This window comes from Shewanella metallivivens (assembly GCF_028750675.1).
GTDB lineage: Bacteria > Pseudomonadota > Gammaproteobacteria > Enterobacterales > Shewanellaceae > Shewanella > Shewanella metallivivens.
The window spans coordinates 334,698-354,293 of record NZ_JAQQPZ010000003.1; the positions used below are offsets into that span (position 1 = coordinate 334,698).

The 19,596-nt window shown below is 42.9% G+C and carries 17 protein-coding genes; 2 read left to right on the top strand and 15 right to left on the bottom strand.

Annotation, left to right across the window (positions count from 1 at the left end; all coding sequences use genetic code 11):
* Window positions 1-93 precede the first annotated feature (93 nt).
* From dapB to dnaK, 6 genes are all read right to left on the bottom strand, one after another.
* Complete coding sequence (gene dapB / locus PQR79_RS06775) at window positions 94-906, bottom strand: 4-hydroxy-tetrahydrodipicolinate reductase (RefSeq protein ID WP_238106905.1); 813 nt, start codon at window positions 904-906, stop codon at window positions 94-96.
* A gap of 73 nt (window positions 907-979) precedes the next feature.
* Window positions 980-1,597 carry a BamJ family beta-barrel-assembly machinery protein gene (gene bamJ, locus PQR79_RS06780; protein WP_238106904.1) on the bottom strand — a complete coding sequence of 206 codons (618 nt, stop codon included), beginning with the start codon at window positions 1,595-1,597 and terminating at the stop codon, window positions 980-982.
* Window positions 1,598-1,678: 81 nt separating this feature from the next.
* Entirely contained in the window at window positions 1,679-2,485 is an 807-nt protein-coding gene (locus tag PQR79_RS06785) for a M48 family metallopeptidase (RefSeq protein WP_238106902.1), read from the bottom strand.
* Between the two features lie 97 nt (window positions 2,486-2,582).
* Window positions 2,583-3,815, bottom strand: a complete 1,233-nt coding sequence (locus tag PQR79_RS06790) for a DEAD/DEAH box helicase (protein ID WP_238106901.1) — start codon at window positions 3,813-3,815, stop codon at window positions 2,583-2,585.
* A gap of 106 nt (window positions 3,816-3,921) precedes the next feature.
* Window positions 3,922-5,037, bottom strand: a complete 1,116-nt coding sequence (gene dnaJ / locus PQR79_RS06795) for a molecular chaperone DnaJ (RefSeq protein WP_238106900.1) — start codon at window positions 5,035-5,037, stop codon at window positions 3,922-3,924.
* Between the two features lie 110 nt (window positions 5,038-5,147).
* The gene (gene dnaK, locus PQR79_RS06800) at window positions 5,148-7,070 is read right to left on the bottom strand and encodes a molecular chaperone DnaK (protein WP_238106898.1); all 1,923 of its coding nucleotides are present in this window, start codon (window positions 7,068-7,070) and stop codon (window positions 5,148-5,150) included.
* Between the two features lie 400 nt (window positions 7,071-7,470).
* Between dnaK and PQR79_RS06805 the strand changes: the two genes are divergently transcribed.
* Window positions 7,471-7,806 carry a hypothetical protein gene (locus PQR79_RS06805; RefSeq protein WP_238106897.1) on the top strand — a complete coding sequence of 112 codons (336 nt, stop codon included), beginning with the start codon at window positions 7,471-7,473 and terminating at the stop codon, window positions 7,804-7,806.
* Between the two features lie 69 nt (window positions 7,807-7,875).
* On the opposite strand, the gene PQR79_RS06810 is transcribed toward PQR79_RS06805, so the two are convergent.
* The 4 genes from PQR79_RS06810 to PQR79_RS06825 form a co-directional block, all read right to left on the bottom strand.
* Window positions 7,876-9,150, bottom strand: coding sequence for a glutamate-5-semialdehyde dehydrogenase (locus PQR79_RS06810; RefSeq protein ID WP_238106896.1), 1,275 nt, complete (start codon window positions 9,148-9,150; stop codon window positions 7,876-7,878).
* A gap of 10 nt (window positions 9,151-9,160) precedes the next feature.
* On the bottom strand, window positions 9,161-10,270 hold the full coding sequence (gene proB / locus PQR79_RS06815) for a glutamate 5-kinase (RefSeq protein WP_238106894.1): 1,110 nt from the start codon (window positions 10,268-10,270) through the stop codon (window positions 9,161-9,163).
* 159 nt (window positions 10,271-10,429) lie between these two features.
* Window positions 10,430-11,719: an NCS2 family permease gene (locus PQR79_RS06820; RefSeq protein WP_238106892.1), complete on the bottom strand. Its 1,290-nt coding sequence runs from the start codon at window positions 11,717-11,719 to the stop codon at window positions 10,430-10,432.
* Between the two features lie 871 nt (window positions 11,720-12,590).
* Window positions 12,591-14,132, bottom strand: coding sequence for a M17 family metallopeptidase (locus tag PQR79_RS06825; protein ID WP_238106891.1), 1,542 nt, complete (start codon window positions 14,130-14,132; stop codon window positions 12,591-12,593).
* A gap of 170 nt (window positions 14,133-14,302) precedes the next feature.
* Between PQR79_RS06825 and PQR79_RS06830 the strand changes: the two genes are divergently transcribed.
* Window positions 14,303-15,766, top strand: a complete 1,464-nt coding sequence (locus PQR79_RS06830) for an aminoacyl-histidine dipeptidase (protein WP_238106890.1) — start codon at window positions 14,303-14,305, stop codon at window positions 15,764-15,766.
* 68 nt (window positions 15,767-15,834) lie between these two features.
* Here PQR79_RS06830 and dinB read toward each other — a convergent pair whose 3' ends face one another.
* The 5 genes from dinB to PQR79_RS06855 form a co-directional block, all read right to left on the bottom strand.
* Complete coding sequence (gene dinB / locus PQR79_RS06835) at window positions 15,835-16,914, bottom strand: DNA polymerase IV (protein WP_238106888.1); 1,080 nt, start codon at window positions 16,912-16,914, stop codon at window positions 15,835-15,837.
* Between the two features lie 126 nt (window positions 16,915-17,040).
* Complete coding sequence (bfr, locus tag PQR79_RS06840; RefSeq protein WP_238106887.1) at window positions 17,041-17,508, bottom strand: bacterioferritin; 468 nt, start codon at window positions 17,506-17,508, stop codon at window positions 17,041-17,043.
* An 11-nt stretch (window positions 17,509-17,519) separates the two neighbouring features.
* A complete protein-coding gene (gene bfr, locus PQR79_RS06845; protein ID WP_238106886.1) occupies window positions 17,520-17,990 on the bottom strand; it encodes a bacterioferritin in 471 nt (156 codons plus the stop codon).
* Window positions 17,991-18,210: 220 nt separating this feature from the next.
* Window positions 18,211-18,435: a (Na+)-NQR maturation NqrM gene (nqrM, locus tag PQR79_RS06850; RefSeq protein WP_238106884.1), complete on the bottom strand. Its 225-nt coding sequence runs from the start codon at window positions 18,433-18,435 to the stop codon at window positions 18,211-18,213.
* Between the two features lie 53 nt (window positions 18,436-18,488).
* Window positions 18,489-19,502, bottom strand: coding sequence for an FAD:protein FMN transferase (locus PQR79_RS06855; RefSeq protein WP_238107208.1), 1,014 nt, complete (start codon window positions 19,500-19,502; stop codon window positions 18,489-18,491).
* Window positions 19,503-19,596: the final 94 nt, after the last annotated feature.

Genomic DNA, 19,596 nt, shown 5'->3' on the forward strand with positions numbered 1-19,596 from the left:
AATTCCGTCGAGTATATAAGAAATTGGTAATAACGTCTATGTTGTGTTGGATTGTTTTCAAAAAAAAACACCAATAAATGGTGTTTTTAATTGTTACTGCAACCCAAGCACTTGCTGCATGTCATATAGACCTGCATTTTGATCGGAGAGCCAATAAGCCGCTCTCATTGCACCATTTGCAAAGGTCATCCGACTCGATGCTTTATGGGTAATCTCTAACCTTTCGCCTATATCTGCGAACATTGCGGTGTGTTCACCCACAATATCGCCTGCACGAACGGTTGCAAAACCTATTGTGTTTGGATCACGTTCTCCAGTGATACCCTCACGGCCATATACTGCACATTGCTCTAAATCACGACCTAACACTTCGGCAATCACCTCACCCATTTTTAAAGCCGTACCCGACGGTGCGTCTTTTTTATGACGGTGATGCGCTTCGATTATTTCGATATCGGTATAATCACCCATAACGTGTGCGGCTAATTCAAGCAGCTTCCACATCACGTTAACACCAACAGACATGTTAGGCGCTAATACAACGGGAACTTGTTCAGCATAGGCATTAATTTGCTCTTTTTGAGCGTGATTGAAACCTGTTGTGCCAATCACAATAGCTTTATGATTTTTAGCACACCAATCAAGGTGAACAATTGAGGCCTCTGGAGAGGTAAAATCAATTAACACGTCAAAATCATTTACCACGCTATCCAGTGAATCTGTGACCGCCACATTCATGGTGCCCACACCAGCGAGTTCACCAGCATCTACACCAATTAAGCTTGAGCCCTCTCTTTCAATTGCAGCGCCCAATTTAATCACTTGTTGCTGTTTAGCAGACTCAATCAAGGTACGGCCCATACGGCCACTGGCACCCACTACAGCAATTCTCACTTTAGCAGTCATTAATTTCTCCCAGTGTTGACTGAAAACAGCTTATACAAAAACGCCTAAGTTAACTTAGGCGTTTTTAGTGTTGTTAGATAATATCTAACAACTCGACTTCAAATACCAAAGCAGAGTATGGCGGGATTGACGCGCCTGCGCCACGCTCACCGTAAGCTAAGTGATGTGGAACATATAACTTAAGTTTAGTTCCTACAGGCATTAATTGTAATGCTTCAGTCCAACCAGCAATAACACCAGAAACCGGGAACTCAGCAGGTTGACCACGAGTCACTGAACTGTCAAATACTTCACCGTTAAGGAAAGTACCGTGGTAGTGAGTTCGTACTGTTGAGTCATATGTTGGCTTTTCACCATCACCTTGAACCAAGACTTCATATTGAAGACCAGACTCAGTGACTATTACACCTTCACGAGTGGCGTTTTCAGCTAAGAATGCATCACCTTCAGCAGTAGCGGCTGCAGCAGCGGCTTCTTGTGCTTCTTGTAAACGACGGCTGATTTCAGTGAAAGCAATTTGTAACTCTTCCATTGTGACTTGGCTTTCTTTACCGGTAAATGCATCAGCAAGACCAGCTTGGACAGCAGGAATATCAATACCTTCAAAAGAATTTGCAGCTAGTTGCTCGCCCATTTGACGACCTACACCGTAGCTTGCATGCTGTTCCATCGTGCTGAACAAATCTGACATAATTAAATTTCTCTCAATAATTCATTAAAAATTCGCACGAGAGTTTATCACAATAATTTACTCTCATGTTGGCAAAAAACGTTATTTAACTTGAGCAATTTTACACTCAGTCAAAGACTGTTTTCTTGCCTGTGTATAAAGTGGCATCACTTGATTTTGTGCCGTTTGTAAGTCTTCTATACGATGACTATGAGAGGGATGAGTTGATAATAACTCAGGCCCTTGAGCACCACCTGCTTTAGCCATATTTTGCCATAAGGTAATACTTTTTTCAGGGTTAAAACCCGCTTTAGCCATTAACTCTAATCCGACGATGTCGGCCTCTGACTCTTGACTTCGACCAAACGGTAAAATAATCCCGACATTGGCCCCTAATCCCAATGCAGCCATGTATAAATCTTTATTGGCCACACCAGAGGCGCCAATCGCAGCATCGGCAACTTGTAAGCCTAAACCCGTAAGCTGCGCGCGCGACACTTGCTCGTTTCCATGTTGCGCTAACACATGAGCCACTTCATGGCCCATTACCGTCGCAAGCTGGTCTTGATCGGTCGCCACTTTTAATAAGCCGGTATACACCCCAATATGGCCACCAGGTAGAGCAAAGGCATTAACCTGGTCAGACTCAAACAGCACCACATCCCACTGCAGAGATTGATCGGGCAAAACTGCAACAATGCGTTTTGCGATACAATTAACATAATCGGTCTGTGCTTTATTTTGACTAATTTTTTCACTTTGCTTCATGGTTTCAAACGACTGCGCGCCCATTTGTTGCATTTGCGCGTCAGAAAACAGTAGCGTTTGCCCACGTCCAGTCGGTGATTGGTTATTAGCACAACCGGCTAATAAAGTAGAAACTAATAACGCTAGCGCAACAGGTTTCATTGTCTCTTCCTTTCACAATAAGTAGCTAAACATAATCCATGACTTAGTTTATTTTATACTAATCTCATTGGCGAATGCATCATTTGCACATGCTAAACTAACGTGTCGGATTTCGCTTAGAGAAATCACTCGCACTGCGTTTATTCATGGTGCGGCGGTTAGCTTGTTTATCGCGCGGTGCGCGTTTACTGCTCCCGCTCAGAGGCTTATCTGTCACCGCAAAACCAGCAAGTTCGTTTAAACGCAAGGATTGGGTGGTTAAGGTGTTAATTGCCTCCAAGTAAGCCAATTCTGAATGACTCACCAATGACAACGCCACGCCAGTTAGCCCTGCGCGCGCAGTCCGGCCAATACGGTGCACATATACAGCAGCTTGAGCGGGTAAATCGAAATTAATGACCACAGGTAGCGCATCTATATGAATGCCGCGCGCCAACACATCAGTCGCCACTAATAAATTATGTATTCCTGTTTTAAACTCCTCAAGTGTTTGACTGCGCAGCGCTTGCTCTTTGTCACCGTGAAGCGCAGCGGCGCGCACACCAGCTTTAAGCAATTTTTTACATAAGGCATCGGCATCGGCTTTAGCATTTACAAACACCAATGCCTGTTGCCATTGATTAGTGTGCACCAAATGAATTAACGCTTGCGCTTTGCTACCTTTATTGACGTGATATACCGTTTGTGCAATGTCATCAACCGCACTATTCAGTACCTGAGCTTGAATACGCACATGAGTTGCAGACAGTATTTGTTGAGCCAATGTATTTAATGCGACAGGCATGGTGGCCGAAAATAGCAACCTTTGCCCCGCAGGCATCATGGACATAAGCACATTAATGTCCTTAACAAAGCCCATATCCAGTAATCTATCGGCCTCATCTAGCACCACACTTTTCACTTCACTGAACGTCACCACACCTTGTTGGACTAATGCTAATAAGCGACCCGGTGTCGCCACCAGCAAATTGGCAGTAGTGGTTAATCGTTCAATTTGGGATTCAATCGCTTCGCCACCACATGCATGTTCAACACGTAAACCAAGTGCTTGTGCTAAGGGGTGTAGGTTTTGAGCAACTTGTGAGGCTAACTCTCTGGTTGGCACAATCACCACCGCGGCGAGATTCATCAATGAAACCTGGCTAATTCGCTGCAAAATAGGAAGACCATAAGCATAGGTTTTACCGCTGCCTGTTTGCGCTAAAGCCAACACATCTTGGTTATTCAAAATGACAGGAATAGCCAATTGCTGAACCCGACTTGGCGCAATAATCTTTGTCGGTATTGCTTTCACTAACTGAGTGCAGAGAGATAATTCAGAAAATAACATGGATAATGCCTAATAATGACACAAGTAAAAAAGTGTATTGTACAGCCAATAAAAAAGGCTGCTTACCACAGTAAACAGCCTTTTAAAGATGTGCTAATTAACGTAATTAACTGTTTAAGTCCTGAAAGAACTTTTTCACGCCATCAAAGAAACCTTCAGCTTTTGGGCTGTGCTTTTTTGATTCGCCAGTTAATGTGGCTTCAAACTCACGTAATAGCTCTTTTTGTTTCTCGTTTAAATTAACCGGTGTTTCCATAACGACTTTACACAGTAAGTCACCTACAGCATGACTGCGCACCGATTTAACACCTTTACCGCGTAAACGGAACATACGCCCAGTTTGGGTTTCTGTTGGAATTTTAAGGCTTACTTTACCGTCAAGTGTAGGGACTTCAATCTCGCCGCCAAGTGCAGCTTTACTGAATGAAATTGGCACTTCACAGTATAGGTTATTAGCATCACGAGTAAATATCGCATGTTCACGCACACTTACCTGGACGTATAAATCGCCTGGAGGTGCGCCAAATTCACCGGCTTCACCCTCGCCAGAAAGACGAATACGATCACCTGTGTCAACACCTGCAGGTATTTTAACAGACAAGGTTTTGCTCTTTTCAACACGGCCTTCGCCATGACACTTACCGCATGGATCTTTAATAATTTTACCGCGACCATGACAGGTAGGACAGGCTTGTTGCACCGCAAAGAAACCTTGGCGCATTTGTACTTGGCCTTGTCCATGACAGGTGCCACATGTGGTTGCTGAAGTGCCTTTTTTAGCACCACTACCATCACAAAGATCACAAGTTGCCAGTGTTGGAATACGCAACTCTTTGGTTAAACCACGAACAGCCTCTTCAAGTGATAACTCAAGATTGTAACGTAAGTCGCTACCACGGGCAGCTTGGCGTTGACCGCCACGACGTCCGCCACCAAAAATATCACCGAATACATCGCCAAAGTCACCTTGACCGCCGCCATGTCCACCACGATTAGGATCAACACCTGCATGACCAAACTGATCATAAGCGGCTTTTTTGTCACTGTCGGTTAAAATTTCGTACGCTTCTTTAATTTCTTTAAAACTAGCTTCTGCGGCTTTATCACCTGGATTACGGTCTGGGTGAAACTTCATCGCTAAGCGTTTGTACGCTTTTTTAATTTCGCGTTCACTGGTGTCACGAGAGACACCAAGAACTTCATAATAATCACGCTTTGACATAGTGTTCTGTTTCTCGAAGGTATGAGTAAGTCGATAAACTTAATTTATACAAACGGGCGTATGAGGATAGCCCCAACGCCCGCTTTAAGGTAACTAACTGAAATTGTTAATTACTTTTTGTCGTCTTTTACTTCTTCGAACTCAGCATCAACAACATCATCAGCAGGCTTTGATTGACCAGCATCTTGCGCTTGACCTTCTGCACCACCTTGGGCTTGTGCTTTAGCTTGGGCAATTTCCATTAACTTAGCAGACGCTTCCATAAGGGCTTGAGTTGCCGTGTCCATTGCTTCTTTATCTTTGCCTTTGATAGCAGTTTCTAATTCAGCTACAGCCGCTTCAATCTTCTCTTTTTCGTCGCTTGGTAAATCATCACCCGCTTCTTCAATTTGTTTCTTAGTGGCATGGACTAAACCATCAGCTTGGTTACGTGCTTGCACTAATTCTTCAAATTTAGCATCTTCATCAGCGTGAGCTTCTGCGTCACGTACCATTTGTTCTACTTCTTCATCAGATAGACCTGAAGAAGCTTTAATGGTGATGTTTTGTTTCTTACCTGTTTTCTTGTCTGTTGCAGACACATGTAAGATACCGTCAGCATCGATGTCGAATGCCACTTCAATTTGTGGTTGACCACGTGGCGCTGGCTCAATGCCTTCAAGGTTGAATTGACCTAAAGACTTGTTAGCGCTTGCTTGCTTACGCTCACCTTGCAATACGTGAATGGTTACCGCGCTTTGATTGTCGTCAGCCGTTGAGAACGTTTGGCTCGCTTTTGTCGGGATAGTGGTGTTCTTCTCGATAAGCTTCGTCATTACGCTACCCATGGTTTCAATACCAAGCGATAGTGGCGTCACGTCAAGTAATAGTACGTCTTTCACATCACCAGAAAGTACACCCGCTTGAATTGCTGCACCAACGGCTACGGCTTCATCAGGGTTAACGTCTTTACGTGGCTCTTTACCGAAGAAGTTAGTTACCGCTTCTTGTACTTTAGGCATACGAGTCTGGCCACCAACTAAAATCACTTCGTTGATGTCTGAAACGGATAAGTCAGCATCGGCTAATGCGACTTTTAATGGCTCTAAAGAACGTTGAATTAGGTCTTCTACTAGCGACTCTAACTTAGCACGAGTAATTTTAACCACTAAGTGCTTAGGACCTGTTGCATCAGCAGTGATGTAAGGTAAGTTAACTTCAGTGTGGTTAGTGCTTGAAAGCTCGATTTTTGCTTTTTCCGCCGCTTCTTTCAAACGTTGCATTGCTAAAGGATCTTTACGTAGATCTAAGCCTTGGTCTTTTTTGAATTCATCAGCTAAATAGTTGATTAAACGGTTATCGAAGTCTTCACCACCTAAGTGAGTGTCACCATTGGTAGCCAATACTTCAAATGTTTGGTCGCCGTCATTGCTGTCGATTTCGATGATAGAGATATCGAATGTACCACCACCTAAGTCGTATACTGCAACAATGTTGTCGCCTTGCTTCTTGTCAATACCGTATGCTAACGCAGCCGCTGTTGGCTCGTTGATAATACGCTTAACATCAAGACCTGCAATACGACCAGCATCTTTGGTTGCTTGACGTTGCGAATCGTTAAAGTAAGCAGGAACGGTAATTACCGCTTCTGTCACTTCTTCACCTAAAAAGTCTTCAGCAGTCTTTTTCATCTTTTTCAAGATTTCAGCTGACACTTGTGGCGGTGCCATTTTGTTACCGCGAGATTCAACCCATGCATCGCCATTGTCTGCAGCAATAATTTTGAATGGCATAATGTTAACGTCGCGCTGAACTTCGTCATCTTTAAAACGACGACCAATTAAACGCTTAATTGCAAAGAAAGTGTTTGCAGGGTTAGTCACTGCTTGGCGCTTTGCAGGTTGGCCGACAATAGTTTCGTCATCGGTGTAAGCGATGATAGAAGGAGTTGTACGATCGCCCTCTGCGTTTTCTATTACGCGTGCTTTGCCGCCATCAAGGACAGCCACACAAGAGTTTGTCGTGCCTAAGTCGATACCAATAATTTTGCCCATGGGGTCCTCCAAAATTGACGTTAATCGTCGCAAATATGTTATTTGATGTTGATATGGGGGTGAACTTGGCGTTTTTCAACCTTTAAGTTGGCTAACTTACCGTTCACGTATTGCCGCTCATATCAGCCTTGATACCTATATTGGGACAACAAAGTGAAATACAAGGGCAAGATCAAAAAATTTATGCCATTTTGCTGATATATGTAGGTACAGGTTAAAATAGTCGTTAAGAATAGAGGGTAGCCTGATGTCAGGCTTGGTGTAATCAGCACAAAAATCGCTCACACAACACAATTAATACGCACTATAACAAACCTAAATATTTGATAAAAAACACGATCAAGTGTTATAACACTATTTCGACACATAAGTACGAAAGTAAAACAGAGGAATATCGGCAATGGGACTGCCAAGATGGAATTTTAGCGACAGTACTGAACGTAAAATACGCATTGTTATCTTAACGATTGTAGGCTTGATCATGGCCTATGAAAAATTTTATGGTGTGAGTAGTACTCAATACCCTGCGATGTATTTATGTGTATTTGCCCTCATTGCAACCATCATGACAAACTCTGTCCAACGTCGTTACTTTACGTTTGTCATGGAGTACGCCCAAGCTTTTCGCATTGTCGCCATTTTAATGACCGGTGCTTTTTTCATTATTTGGTTATTAACCACCTATGAACGATTTACCTTACCAGCCGCCCCAAGCCACCTTATTTACAATTTATAATCGGCAACCTGCGCAATAAAAATAAGGACGCAAATTTGCGCCCTTATTTTACGTGTTGATTAATTTGCTTTATTGCCTGCTGGTATAATCCCCCCAGGCAAGCCACTTATAAGTGGTTAATGCATCAAGCGCCATTGGTCCGCGAGCATGCAATTTTTGCGTACTTACTGCCACTTCGGCTCCTAAACCAAATTGAGCACCATCGGTAAAACGAGTGCTGGCATTAACATACACTGCAGCCGAATCTACCTGGTTCATAAAATAGGCTGCTGCGTGTATATCATCGGTTAAAATGGCCTCAGAGTGCCCACTTGAATATTGCCTAATATGTTCAACGGCAGCATCAATATCACTGACAACTTTAATCCCTAATGTTAGCGATAACCACTCGGTTGAAAATGACTCATCATGTGCCGCTGTCACATCAAAACCTAAACCGTCTAAATACGCTGACGCTTTGTCACAGGCATGAAAACGTACGCCAAGCGAATGCAAATGTGAGGCGATATTGGGAATAAACGCAGCAGCAACATCTTGATGCACTAATAGTGTATCTAATGCATTACATACAGTTGGGCGTTGAACTTTAGCATTAGTGATAACATCAATAGCACGCACTAAATCAGCGTGTTTATCTACAAATAAGTGGCAAATCCCGATGCCGCCTAAAATAACTGGAATACTGGATTGCTCAGCACACAAACGTTGTAAATGTTGGCCGCCACGCGGAATAATCATATCGACATATTTATCTAATCTAAGCAAGCCACTGACAATACTTCTGTCAGGAGAGTCAATCAGTTGCACCGCATCTTGCGGCAATTTCTGAATAGCTAATGCAGAGCGTATTACCTCGCTTAAGACTTTGTTCGATGTGAGCGTTTCTTTACCGCCACGTAAAATAACTGCGTTGCCAGTTTTAAGAGCTAATACAGCAATATCGACAGTAACATTTGGCCGCGCTTCATAAATTACCCCGACTACGCCCAAAGGCACGCTGCGACGAGTAAGACGCAGGCCATTATCAAGCACTCTGCTTTCAGACTCGTTACCGACAGGGTCGGCAAGTGCAATAACATTGTCGATATCGGCAATAACGCCCGCTAAGCGGCCTTCATCTAACATCAGGCGATCGATCATCGCATCAGTTAAACCCTTTGCTTTAGCATTTGCCACATCTTGAGCATTGGCTTGTAAAATATCATCTTTACGCTCACCCAATTGATGAGAAATCTCCATCAACAAAGCAGATTTTTGCTTGGCAGATAGTGAGGCTAAAATAAAGCTCGCGGCTTTTGCGCGCTGGCCAAGTTGGGTTAAATATTCTGCTTCAGAAGCTGACATATACTTATCCTTAATTATTCAGTACGACCATATCATTACGATGAATGACCGCATCTCCATAGTCATAACCCAGTAAGCGCTCTATATCATTTGAATGCTTACCGCTAATTTTAGATAAATCATTAGCACAATAACGGCTCATGCCTTTGGCCAATACCTTACCTTGCTGATCAATAATTAATAGCGTTGCTCCGCGGTCAAATTTACCCTCAACGGCGACAATACCTTTAGACAATAGACTTCGGCCATTGGCCACCACCGCAGTAGACGCACCAGCATCGATAACGAGCTTACCTTGGGTTGCAGGACCAGCCAAAATCCACTGTTTACGGCTTTCTAGCGGGTTTTCAATTGCGCTAAAATGCGTGCCAACTGATTCGCGTGCTGCCACCTTGATAATCACATCAGGATGATGACCTGATGCGATGACGACTTCAATTCCGGCTCGACGGGCAATATCAGCCGCTTCGAGTTTTGTTGCCATCCCCCCAGTACCTAAACCCGACACAGAGCCGCCTGCAAGTAAGCGTAAACTGTCATCAATATTAACGACTTGTTTAATAAGCTGAGCATCTGGATTGGTGCGCGGATCGGCGTCAAACAAACCTTTTTGATCGGTTAACAAAATCAATAAATCGGCGTCACATAACAAGGCTGCACGAGCCGATAAATTGTCGTTATCCCCCACCTTAATTTCATTGGTGGCTACCGCGTCGTTTTCATTAATAATCGGGATAATATTGTTAGCGAGCAGTGCATTTAAGGTGTCTCGCGCATTAAGGTAACGTTCGCGATCATGAAGATCGGCACGAGTCAGTAATAACTGCCCCACATGTAAACCATAAATACTAAAGAGTTGTGACCAAGCTAAAATTAACTGACTTTGCCCAACCGCTGCCAATAATTGTTTATTTGCCATAGTGTCGGGGAATACGGGGTATTGTAGGTGTTCACGCCCAGCCGCAATGGCACCCGATGTGCACAAGACCACCTCAACACCAGCTCGCATTAGCATGGTCATTTGCCTTGCTAACTCCACCATGTGTGCTTTATCAAGCTTTTTACTGCCCGACGTCAACACACTCGTCCCTAACTTAACCACTACACGGCGATAACCCATTATGTCACTCAGTTAACTAAAAATATTCGAATTATTTTTATACCCAATTCGGTGACTAATTCATAGTGAAAGCCACTAATACTGGGCTTTTTTTATCATTACACAACAAAAAAGGGCCTTAGGGCCCTTTTTGTTAGTTATCTGTTGATAAACGGAACATTAACTGTAAGCAAATTTAGCAATAAACAGCGCAGCTACAACCAATATACCTGAATTCAAATCTTTAAATCGACCTGTCAACATTTTAATTACCGCGTATGAGATAAACCCAAAACCAATCGCATTCGCAATCGAAAAGGTTAATGGCATCAATAAACATGTCACGACAACGGGTGCAGCTTCGGTTAAATCTTCCCACTCAACATTAACTAAACCAGACATCATTAAAATGGCGACATAAAATAATGTTCCGGCAGTTGCGTATGCAGGTACCATCCCCGCCAATGGTGAAATAAATAACGCGGCAACAAACAACAAACCAACCACCACTGCGGTTAATCCGGTACGTCCGCCAGCACTAACACCTGCAGTACTTTCAATATAACTTGTCGTGGTAGATGTTCCTAATGCTGCACCAGTAATGGTTGCTACACTGTCAGCAGTTAACGCACGTTTAACACGAGGTAAACGGCCTTTATCATCAAGTAAACCACCACGCTGAGCCACCGCAACTAAAGTGCCAGAGGTGTCAAATAAGTCGACAAATAAGAAGGCAAAAATAACCGACAGCATGCTCACTTCAAGTACGCTTGATAGGTCCATTTTCATGAAAGTAGGTGCAATTGATGGTGGCATTGAAATCAGTCCGTTGTATTGCACATCACCAAATATCAAACCTAATACTGTCACAATCAAGATACTAAAAATAACCGCCGCTTTTAGCCCGCGTTGCACCATGGCGATAATCAAAAAGAAGCCTAATGCTGCCATTATCGCAGGGAAAGAAGTGATATCCCCCATGGTCACCAAAGTCGCAGGGCTTGCCACTACAATACCGGCACTTTTTAAACCAATTAACGCTAAAAATAAACCGATACCAGCTGCGATACCAAAACGCAGTGACATTGGAATACTGTTGACAATCCATTCACGGATTTTCACTAGCGATAAAACTAAAAAGCACACACCAGACATAAACACTGCACCTAATGCAGTTTCCCAGCTGTAGCCCATCTCTCCTACTACAGTGTAAGTAAAAAAGGCATTTAATCCCATCCCTGGCGCGAGTGCGATAGGATAATTAGCTAATAATCCCATAATTAAACAACCCACCGCCGCAGCTAAGCAGGTCGCGACAAATACTGCACCGTGATCCATTCCGGCGTCAGCTAACATCATTGGGTTAACAAAAATGATGTATGCCATGGTTAAAAAGGTGGTTAAACCGGCGACAGCTTCTTGCTTTAAGCTGGTATTGTTTTGTTTTAATTTAAATAATTTTTCTAACATGGAACAAGGTTCCTTGGGTAAGGGTTAAGTTTAAGTAATTGTTTTAATTGCAATAGGTGGGCTTTAGCTAAGTCATTAAGCTGTCACGCAACACAATAAAGCAGTATAACGGGATCATAAAACCAACAATGTGAAGTTATGCCAACTTTAAGGAGGGAGATTATAATTATTTACAGCAATGATAGCTATAAACCGCCTTTTTATTCAAAGATTTCAGTTTTTTATACAGCGAATTAATAAATTTAAGGCAAAAAAAAGCCTACTCAATAGAGTAGGCAGACATGTTACAAGCATCCATATGGGGAAAGGAAAGCTAGTATCACTTAATGTGATGTGGCGATAAATTAATTAATTTACCACCTTGTCTAAAACGTCAAACGAGACGAACAAAAGGTTGATGGATATTAAAGCGACTTTAAGAGGGTCAAATCTTAAAGTTTCATGGCGAATATACCGCCACGTAAAACGGTTACGTCAGCAAACCAAGTGTTTTGCCAATAAATTTTGCTGTTACCTGTGTAAGACATAGTCTTTCTCCTAAATAAAGTTAAGTTGTATAAACCTAGTAAAGCTTGGCTCGGTTCCTTGGAACGTGCATTTCTCAAATCCGTTGAGACAACTTGTCACTCAGATCCTTGGAGGCTATATCCTTCCTGGATTAACTAGAGTCGACAATCACAATGCTTGCCGACGAAAAGAATTATACAAAACTGTAATTTAATTACAAGCATTATTTGCTTAAACTCACAAAAACTTGATTAAAAGTTATTTTATTACAGTATTTTTGTATTAAAACTATGTATAACGATTGTCAAACAATTGTTATCAATAAATAATAACAATTAAAAACATAGGTTTATCAATCAGGCAATCACAGCACCGCAACCTGTAATAAAGTAACCAAAGGGTTGGCCGTTGGCTTACCATACAATGGATCGCCCTCCACTGCGCTGCCAGCAATATCAATATGAGTAAAGGGCAACGACGTTTGCCCCAAACCGGACGCGTTAATTAAAAACGCAGCCGGATATTGGTGGCCTCGGGCTGTTATTGATGACGGACCATTGTTGGATGACACGACGTCTGCAACACCATTTTTATCAGCCACTTTTTCAAAATCTTCCGGGCGTAAGCGAGACACTTCAAACGGTTCTCCCCATAGCTCCCCCGTCTGAGCTAATAAGAGTGCTACACCTTGTTTCTTAGCTTCATCATTTTCAACTAATGCAGGATAACCGCCATACGCTCTTACAACATGACCGGTTAGTGTTGCCACCGAAAACAACTGAGGATTAACTTCACGTTGTGCTTGAACACGTAAATGCGACAGTAAATCTGCTAACACCAAGCGCCCTTCTGCGTCGGTATTGCCAATACGCACTCGCATACCTGCATGGCTGCTAATGATCTCATCTGTCACAAAGGCATCGCTACCAATACTGTTTCTCACCAAACCAAGCTCTGCAACAACCTTTATCCCTTTAGGTTTAATAATGGATAGTGCTTTCATTAACCCGGCCACAGCTGCTGCACCGCCTTTATCGCGGCTCATCCCAGCCATTGAGCCGGCCACTTTGATGTCTGCGCCGCCCGTATCGTAAACCACCCCTTTACCTGCAAAAAATAAAGTTTTAGTAATAGTGCCCTCACCAATATATTCTAGTTTTACGACCCGAGGATGGTGGCGTTCAACCCCAAATGAGCTTCGGCCCACAGCACTTAATAGCGGGTAGTCAGTATGTAACTGTTCAACTTGATCAATGACAGATATCGCTATGTCACTGTCAGCAAAAGCATCGACACAATACTTAGCAAATCCCATGGCTGACATTCGCTCAGGCTCAGTACCACAAAGATCACGTGCCAGCACTCTTCCAGACTCAGCAGCGTTAATCAACATACTGTGAGATGCGCTATTAAGCAGGCCGATTGCAGCTAAACTTGGGGTTAATGACTTTGCTTCTCGTGCTTCTAGTGGCTGCCATAACTCTTGCCCACACGCTAATGCAGCAACTTGTTGTGCATGTTGATAGCGTGTATCACTTACCGCTGGCACCACAAGGAGTGGTTTAGTCGCGCCTGCGGCTTTTGCAATAGCAATCCCCTCACGGGCTGCTTTAGCAAATATCCGCACATCGTTATAAGTGTTATCAGCATCTGCAACAGGCGAGATAATCAAACGCCCACCAGCTAGGCCTGGCGCCAACAGTAACGTGGCAGTGTTGCCAACACGCTGATCAATTTGGCTAGCGTGGGATGCCAGTAAATTAATTTCATCTTGCTTAATATCAGCAAGGGTCGGGGCGATAACCACTACAGCATCCCAGCCCTCACCTTCAAAAATGGCTTCGTCACTGGTGACATCAATAAAAGGCACTTGAAATGCTTGCGCAGTTTGATTTATTTGAGTCATAAAAGTCCTTGTTCAACAACAGTGTTGCTGGTTCATATTTATTTACAGATTTGTGGCCTAAACCTTGGCAAATTGGTGTGGCAATATCAAGTAACGCCGCAGAATATGTTAAAATATTTGCAGTTTTAATATCTGTCGTATCCGACTGAATTCTTCATAGAGGGCGTTTCGTGACTGCATTAACTCAATTATATCCTCAGCCTCTTTGGCAATGGTTCGAACAAATTTGTGCGATTCCACATCCTTCCAAGCATGAACATGCGTTATCGCAACACATTCAGCAATGGGCCAAAGCTCAAGGGCTTGCGGTTGTTGAAGATAAAGTAGGCAACCTCATTATTCGTAAGCCTGCAACACCAGGTATGGAAAATTGTAAAACGGTTGTGCTGCAAGCTCACATCGATATGGTGCCGCAAAAAAATGCCGACAAAGTACATAATTTTGAAACCGATCCAATCGAAGCCTATGTCGACGGAGACTGGGTTAAAGCCAGAGGCACAACCTTAGGTTCTGACAACGGTATCGGTATGTCATCTGCACTGGCAGTACTAGGCAGTAAAGACATCAAACATGGTCCATTAGAAGTATTATTAACCATAGATGAAGAAGCCGGCATGACAGGCGCCTTTGGTTTAGAAGCCGGTTATCTAGAAGCCGACATTTTAATTAACACCGACTCAGAACAAGAAGGTGAAATCTACATGGGTTGTGCTGGCGGTGTCGATGCGCAAATCAGCGTCCCGATGTCTTGGCAAGCGCCAGAGCACAGTAATGCCAGTTTTTCGTTAACACTGTCTGGCTTAAAAGGCGGTCACTCAGGGGTTAACATTCACCTTGGTCGTGGTAATGCCAACAAATTACTCGCCCGCTTTTTGTTTAAATACAGTGACGAGTTAGCACTTGAGTTAGTTAGCTTTTCGGGTGGTTCTTTACGAAATGCCATTCCGCGTGAAGCCAATATTGAATTTATGCTTCCAAGCGAAAATGTTGCAGCGCTTAACCAGGCTATAGCAAGCTTTCAAGCATTAGTGCGTGAAGAGCTAGCCATTGCCGACCCAAGTATGTTACTGACCTTAGCAGAGATTGCCACCCCAGCAAAAGTCATGGGTGAAGATGCACAAAATACCTTAATCGACTTACTTCATGCTAGCCCTAATGGCGTGATCCGCATGAGTGATGACGTTGAAGGTGTCACAGAAACCTCACTCAACATAGGTGTGATTAGCACCGAAGATGAGAGCGTTGAAGTGTTGTGTCTTATCCGTTCATTAATCGACTCTGGCCGAGAAGAAATTGCCGGTATGCTCACAGCATTAGCTAACCTGTCTGGAGCCAGTATTGATTTAAGTGGCGCTTATCCAGGCTGGAAGCCTGATAGTAGCTCACCGGTGATGGCCATTGTGCGTGACACTTATAATGATATTTATAAGAAAGACCCGACCATTATGGTTATCCACGCAGGTCTTGAATGTGGTTTATTTAAAGAGCCATACCCGAACATGGACATGGTCTCGATTGGTCCAACCATTCGCTATCCACATAGCCCTGATGAAATGGTTAACATCACCACTGTGGGTCAATACTGGGAATTACTGCTAGCCGTGCTAGCGCGTATTCCAGCAAAAGACGCGTAATCACGGGTAGATAACTCAATAGAATCATAAAGGCGACGTTGATGTCGCCTTTATTGTTTCTGCCGTTATCAAAATACCAAGTCGAGTTGGGTCACGTGGTCTGCGTTCTCATTGGTGTTAGCTGCAGTTATATCGGCTAGGCCAATACTGACACCTATCAATCTAATTCCACGCCCTTGAGATCGTAACAAGGCTTGTTCGAGCAGTTGATAAAATACATTTACCGATATTTCATCACTGCGCTGTTCAATGGTGGTTTGTTTAAAGTCATTAAACTTGAGCTTCACGACTTGCTTGTTAACCACTCGGTCTTTAGCGCTTCGCTGAACACGCCCGCTTAACTCCTGAATGAGCTGCGGCAATACTTGATGACATTGCTCTAAGGTAAAAATATCTTTGGCTAAGGTGGTTTCAACGCCCACCGACTTGCGTACTCTGTGAGGACTAATTTGTCGGGTATCAATGCCTTGTGACCGCTCAATAAGCACATTGCCAAACTTACCAAAAGCCTCAATGAGTTTGGCTTGCGGATACTGCTGCACATCAAAACATGTTGTTAAGCCAAGATCGGCTAACTTTTGGGTAGTAACTTTGCCCACTCCGGGAATTTTACTTAACGGCAAGTCCTTTACAAAGTGACTGATTTGATTGGGAGGGATCACGTATTGACCATTAGGTTTGTTTAAATCAGATGCTATTTTTGCTAAAAACTTAATTGGCGCGACACCAGCAGAAGCGGTTAATCCTGTTACCGCAAATATCTCATCGCGTATCGCTTTAGCGATTAAAGTGGCACTGCCTTTTTGTTCGGTGCAATCAGTGACATCAAGGTAGGCTTCATCTAGCGATAACGGCTCAACCAAATCGGTATAACGATGAAAAATCTCGCGGATTTGACCCGAGATGAACTTATATACATCCATCCTCCCGGGCACTAAAATTAACCGCGGACAAAGCTGCAAAGCATGATAACTCGACATCGCACTGCGTACACCAAACTGGCGCGCTTCATAACTGCAGGTACTTATCACCCCTCGGCGATCACTTCTGCCACCAACGGCAATGGGTTTTCCTCGTAATTCAGGAAAATCGCGCATTTCAACGGCAGCATAGAAACAATCCATATCGATGTGAATGATTTTACGCATTCTTAAACCATCACTGAATAATTGAACTGACACCATATTACTGTATATAAAAACAGTATTCAATCGATCGAAAACAAAAAAGCCCAAACACAGTTGGGCTTTTGTTTACATCGCATAAAGTAAAAATTACATTTGCTTTTGTAGGTAGTTTTGCAAGCCTACACGGTCAATTAAACGTAATTGCTTTTCTAACCAGTACATGTGATCTGATTCAGTGTCATCTAACAACACTTCTAAGATTTCGCGTGTTTGGTAATCTGCTTTTTCTTCACACAGCTTTATCACTCGGCGTAAATCGTCTGCGACTTTATATTCATAATCTAGGTCATTTTTTAGCATTTCTTGTACATCTTTACCGATGTTTAAAGCTTCACGGCTAGCAACATCGGGCGTACCTTCTAAAAAGAGAATGCGCTGAACTAACTTAGCTGCATGTAATTTTTCGTCGTCCGACTCATGCAAAATACGGGTATATAATTCGTTAAATCCCCAATCCTCGTACATATGAGCATGAACAAAATACTGGTCCATTGCAGATAGTTCGCCAGTTAACAGTAGGTTTAGGGCGTCGATAACTTCTTGATTGCCTTTCATGATAAATCCTATTAGTCGTTAATTTGTGATTGAAGGTAGTTTTGAACACCGGTTTGGACGATGAGCCCTTGTTGTGACTCAATCCAATCTAAATGTTCTTCTTCGTCTTCGAGCAGATCTTCAAGCAAGTCACGGCTGACGTAATCTTGCTCTGTTTCGCACACATTAATCGCTTCACGTAATATCGCAATTTGTTCAGTTACGGCAGCCATATCACAACTGAGCATTTCTTCAGCATCTTCGCCAATACGCAACTTATCTAATTGTTGTAAATTAGGTAAGCCTTCAAGAAACAATACTCGTTCAATCAACTTATCAGCATGCTTCATGTCTTCAATCGACTTTTTGTACTCTTTTTCATTTAGCTTTTCTAATCCCCAATGTTTAAACATGCGAGCATGTAAAAAATACTGGTTAATAGCTGTCAGCTCACAAGTCAGTACACGATTGAGTTGACTGATGACTTTAGGATGACCTTTCATAGTAATGTCCCTTGATGAATAATTTGATCTCGATCAATTTTAAATAGAATAAAACACTGTAGGGAGAAACGCAAATTTTTACTTTAATTTCATAAGCTTACAATTGATAACCATTATCATTATAACTAAGGTTTGTAACTCTAGTGCGAAAAAGTGGCAACAAAAAAGCCTTCAAAATGAAGGCTCTTTACATTGTAAACAGTTACTGAATCACAAAAGATTAAATAATTCGGTTTTGATTCAGCATCTCTTTGCGTTCTTGTTCTTTTTGCATACGGAGTTTACGCGCATCACAAGGGTCGTCACAGTCACAGGCTTTTTCAATACCCAGCACACCCAACCCACCACAGCTGCCTTCTACCGCTTTCTTTTTCACGATATAACCAACAGACATTAACAAGAAAAATAATAACAACACCACAAACGCTGCTAAAAATGTACTCATAACGCACTCCAATTAACTCAATTTTAGGCCTGACGTAAAATCAGTGATATACCCTATTTTACATATGCTTTAAAAGCATCACTGTAATAGACCTGAAAACCTTGATCTTGCTTTTCTATCAGCATTATTGCTAAATTTTTCTCTTTAGCAAGCGCCAATGAAGCTTGTGTACCTAATACCATCATGGCAGTAGCATATCCATCTGCGGTCATACAACTAGAGTGTAGCACGGTTGCTGAGGCAAGTTTATGCTTAATAGGGTATCCGTTACGAGGATCGATTAAATGAGAAAAACGTTCGCCGTTTTCTTCGTAAAAATTACGATAATCACCTGATGTTGCCATTGACATTGTACCGGGCTCTATCACTTGCTGCACGGCTTGGCCGCCATCTGTTGGCTGCTCAACGGCAATGCGCCATGCACTGCCATCCGCTTTATTGCCTTTTACGTTCAGCTCACCACCAATTTCAACCAAATAACCACTGCTGTGATACTTGTCTAGAATAGAAGCAATTTTATCAACCCCAAAACCTTTGGCGATAGAGGATAAATCGACATATAAACCAGCATTGTGTTTAGTCAATGTAGTCCCGTTTATGGCAAGCTCATTAATGCCCATTTTCGCTTTAGCGGCATCAATCTGTGTTTGAGTCGGTACTGATGTTGGCCGTTTATCCGGTCCAAATCCCCATAAATTAACCACTGGTCCTAAAGTAATATCTAACGCACCGCCCGTCTCTTGATACAAGCGCATGCCTTCATTAATCACTTTAAGGGTATCGGCAGACACTTTCACACTTTGTTGAACTTGTAATTGATTAAACTTCGACAGCTCTGAATCACTGCGGTAAGTTGACATTTGGTCGTTTACCACCTCTAGAGCCATGTCGATCTCGGCTTGCAATAATTGCGCCTCAGGCAAGGTGTCGCTAGGCACCACTTTTACATGATATGTGGTTCCCATCGTACTGCCAGATAGCGTGATGATGGGCTCTGGTGAGCTGCAAGCACTCACGCCAAGTAACAATAATGAGGTTATTAATAACTTGATAGCTTTCACGGTCATTTCATATTTACACGGGTTGATGAATAAAAAAATTGCAGCTTGCAGACCTGTGTAAACACCCTGTCTGCATTGCTGCAATTTCATGACTTACTTG

Excerpts from the sequence above, each read along its gene's own strand:
- PQR79_RS06820 (WP_238106892.1), bottom strand. The coding sequence starts at position 11,719 with ATGTTAGAAAAATTATTTAAATTAAAACAAAACAATACCAGCTTAAAG.
- bfr (WP_238106886.1), bottom strand. The coding sequence starts at position 17,990 with ATGAAAGGTCATCCTAAAGTCATCAGTCAACTCAATCGTGTACTGACT.
- PQR79_RS06825 (WP_238106891.1), bottom strand. The coding sequence starts at position 14,132 with ATGACTCAAATAAATCAAACTGCGCAAGCATTTCAAGTGCCTTTTATT.
- dapB (WP_238106905.1), bottom strand. The coding sequence starts at position 906 with ATGACTGCTAAAGTGAGAATTGCTGTAGTGGGTGCCAGTGGCCGTATG.
- PQR79_RS06790 (WP_238106901.1), bottom strand. The coding sequence starts at position 3,815 with ATGTTATTTTCTGAATTATCTCTCTGCACTCAGTTAGTGAAAGCAATA.
- PQR79_RS06855 (WP_238107208.1), bottom strand. The coding sequence starts at position 19,502 with ATGACCGTGAAAGCTATCAAGTTATTAATAACCTCATTATTGTTACTT.
- proB (WP_238106894.1), bottom strand. The coding sequence starts at position 10,270 with ATGGGTTATCGCCGTGTAGTGGTTAAGTTAGGGACGAGTGTGTTGACG.
- PQR79_RS06785 (WP_238106902.1), bottom strand. The coding sequence starts at position 2,485 with ATGAAACCTGTTGCGCTAGCGTTATTAGTTTCTACTTTATTAGCCGGT.
- PQR79_RS06805 (WP_238106897.1), top strand. The coding sequence starts at position 7,471 with ATGGGACTGCCAAGATGGAATTTTAGCGACAGTACTGAACGTAAAATA.
- bamJ (WP_238106904.1), bottom strand. The coding sequence starts at position 1,597 with ATGTCAGATTTGTTCAGCACGATGGAACAGCATGCAAGCTACGGTGTA.
- nqrM (WP_238106884.1), bottom strand. The coding sequence starts at position 18,435 with ATGAGTACATTTTTAGCAGCGTTTGTGGTGTTGTTATTATTTTTCTTG.
- PQR79_RS06810 (WP_238106896.1), bottom strand. The coding sequence starts at position 9,150 with ATGTCAGCTTCTGAAGCAGAATATTTAACCCAACTTGGCCAGCGCGCA.
- dnaJ (WP_238106900.1), bottom strand. The coding sequence starts at position 5,037 with ATGTCAAAGCGTGATTATTATGAAGTTCTTGGTGTCTCTCGTGACACC.
- bfr (WP_238106887.1), bottom strand. The coding sequence starts at position 17,508 with ATGAAAGGCAATCAAGAAGTTATCGACGCCCTAAACCTACTGTTAACT.
- dnaK (WP_238106898.1), bottom strand. The coding sequence starts at position 7,070 with ATGGGCAAAATTATTGGTATCGACTTAGGCACGACAAACTCTTGTGTG.
- dinB (WP_238106888.1), bottom strand. The coding sequence starts at position 16,914 with ATGCGTAAAATCATTCACATCGATATGGATTGTTTCTATGCTGCCGTT.